The 1338-nt window shown below is 63.2% G+C and carries 3 protein-coding genes; all 3 read left to right on the top strand.

Going from position 1 to position 1338, the window contains the following annotated elements:
• The first annotated feature begins 74 nt into the window (after nt 1–74).
• Genes HMPREF2537_RS04130 through HMPREF2537_RS04120 form a run of 3 tightly spaced genes read left to right on the top strand, consistent with a single transcriptional unit; the run spans nt 75 to nt 1302 of the window.
• Nucleotides 75–620 (top strand): TetR/AcrR family transcriptional regulator, encoded by a 546-nt coding sequence (locus HMPREF2537_RS04130; protein ID WP_034666346.1) that lies wholly within the window; start codon nt 75–77, stop codon nt 618–620.
• Nucleotides 617–976, top strand: coding sequence for a DMT family transporter (locus HMPREF2537_RS04125; RefSeq protein ID WP_048733039.1), 360 nt, complete (start codon nt 617–619; stop codon nt 974–976). The genes HMPREF2537_RS04130 and HMPREF2537_RS04125 overlap by 4 nt, the downstream gene beginning before the upstream one ends.
• A complete protein-coding gene (locus tag HMPREF2537_RS04120) occupies nt 973–1302 on the top strand; it encodes a DMT family transporter (protein ID WP_003849969.1) in 330 nt (109 codons plus the stop codon). Before HMPREF2537_RS04125 ends, HMPREF2537_RS04120 begins: the two co-directional genes overlap by 4 nt.
• Nucleotides 1303–1338 lie beyond the last annotated feature (36 nt).

The following is a 1338-nucleotide window of genomic DNA, read 5'->3' as shown; positions in this document are numbered from 1 at the left end:
TAGGGTGTACCCCAGGTGCCCCTACCAGCGGCCGCAGTTGAAGGCTTCACCTACCAAATGGTAAAGTTAGCTATATGCGAACCAGTCAGCGCTCCGAGATCCTGGAAGCTGCCCTCCGCGTCATGAACGCAGCGGAGGGTGGCGACATTACCCTTGACGCAGTGGCCCACGAGGCCGGGCTCACCAAACCGGGATTGCTATATCACTTCCGCAACCGCGACGTACTGCTCGCCGCGATCGTCGACCACGCTGCGGCCAACGTCGAGAACGACATGACTGCCACCCTTGGCAAGCCCCTCGAGAACGCCAACGCCACCGAGCGGCTCCTGAGCTACGTTCACGTCGCCGCCCACGGGGCCGCCAAGCGCGCCGAGTTCATCATCTGGGGCCAAGCGACGTATCGGCCCGAACTCACCGAACCGTGGACTACGCGGATGGGCCGCTGGCTCGAACTCCCGGACGATCTCGACGCCGCCACCCGAGCCAGGCTGACCACCGCCCGACTCGCCGCCGACGGACTCTGGGGCGCCCAGGCCACAGGTGTGTCCACCCTCCACGGCGCGGATCTCGAAGCCGTCGTCTCCAGCATTCGCTCCCTGATCGAAGGAACAACCCCATGAAGCAGTGGTTCCTGCTCGCTGGCGCCATCACTACCGAAGTGGCGGCGACGCTGTCTCTCAAGGCGGCGCTCAATCACCCATCCTGGTACATCGTGGTTGCTGCCGGATACATCGGCACTTTCGTCTTCCTCACCTTCTGCCTGCGCGAAGGAATGCAGATCGGCGTCGCCTATGGCATCTGGGGAGCCAGCGGGGTCGTGCTCGCCGCCGTGCTATCCGCCGCGATTTTCGGTGAACCTCTGACCGCTGTGATGGGTCTTGGAATGGTTGCGATCATCAGCGGTGTCCTCACCGTCGAACTCGGCTCCCAGAAAGCTCAGCAAACCGCAGCCCAGGAAGCAGGAGTCAACTCATGAGATGGATCTTCCTCGCAGGCGCCATCTTGTCCGAAGTCGTCGCGACCATGTCGCTACGAGCCTCCGACGGTGGCCGGGTGAAGAAATGGTTCATCGGCGTCATCGCGGGGTATCTCGTGGCGTTCGTCGCCTTAAGTCTCGCCTTGGCCGACGGCATGGCCCTTGGCGTCGCCTACGGCATCTGGGCAGCATCCGGCGTAGCTCTCACCGCGATCCTCGCCCGGGTCATCTTCCACGAACCCCTCACCCGAACCATGGCCCTCGGCATCCTCCTCATCGCCGTCGGAGTTCTCACCGTTGAACTCGGCGCCAACTTGGCGAACTGACGCATTTCCGCAGGTAAACCAGGCAGATTGGTGTGC

This window comes from Corynebacterium sp. HMSC074E01 (assembly GCF_001808885.1).
GTDB lineage: Bacteria > Actinomycetota > Actinomycetes > Mycobacteriales > Mycobacteriaceae > Corynebacterium.
This window is presented reverse-complemented; position numbering and strand designations above follow the sequence as displayed.

What these genes read in the sequence shown, in the direction of transcription:
- HMPREF2537_RS04130 (WP_034666346.1), top strand. Translation starts at nt 75, where the DNA reads ATGCGAACCAGTCAGCGCTCCGAGATCCTGGAAGCTGCCCTCCGCGTC.
- HMPREF2537_RS04125 (WP_048733039.1), top strand. Translation starts at nt 617, where the DNA reads ATGAAGCAGTGGTTCCTGCTCGCTGGCGCCATCACTACCGAAGTGGCG.
- HMPREF2537_RS04120 (WP_003849969.1), top strand. Translation starts at nt 973, where the DNA reads ATGAGATGGATCTTCCTCGCAGGCGCCATCTTGTCCGAAGTCGTCGCG.